Source organism: Vibrio sp. 10N.222.49.C9 (assembly GCF_041474985.1).
GTDB lineage: Bacteria > Pseudomonadota > Gammaproteobacteria > Enterobacterales > Vibrionaceae > Vibrio > Vibrio crassostreae_C.
The window spans coordinates 1-386 of record NZ_JBFRVD010001546.1 but is presented as its reverse complement, the minus strand read 5'-3'; the positions used below and the strand labels follow the sequence as shown (position 1 = coordinate 386).

Genomic DNA, 386 nt, shown 5'->3' with positions numbered 1-386 from the left:
CTTTAACATACTAATTTATAATGACTTAACAATAATTCAGCACTACGCTGCGCATGTAAACACTTTTCTTCTTGTGTAGGGAAATCTCTCATTCCTACTAACAACGGCCAGAAATAATATCCTTTTATCAATGCGTAGGCTTGCTCAGTAAATAAGCTAACCTCACATTCCTTCAATTTACCATCCGCCATCCCTTGCTTTGCCCAAACCGCGATCGCGCTATCTTCTTTGGAAAACTTTGCCACCTGCAATTGCAGCTCTTCAGGAGAATAAAAATAATGACCGATAGCAACACGAGCCAGCTCAATATAGTCAGGCGCGCAACTCGCCTCAATTTCTGCCAGTAACACTTTTTCTAGCTGCTCTTCCAGCGGTATATCTGGCTG

At 42.2% G+C, this 386-nt stretch carries 1 protein-coding gene; it reads right to left on the bottom strand.

Annotation, left to right across the window (positions count from 1 at the left end; translation table 11 throughout):
• Positions 1-2: 2 nt before the first annotated feature.
• Positions 3-386, bottom strand: a 384-nt coding sequence (locus tag AB4585_RS29180) for a TetR/AcrR family transcriptional regulator C-terminal domain-containing protein (protein ID WP_372172303.1), incomplete at its 5' end; no start/stop codon positions are given.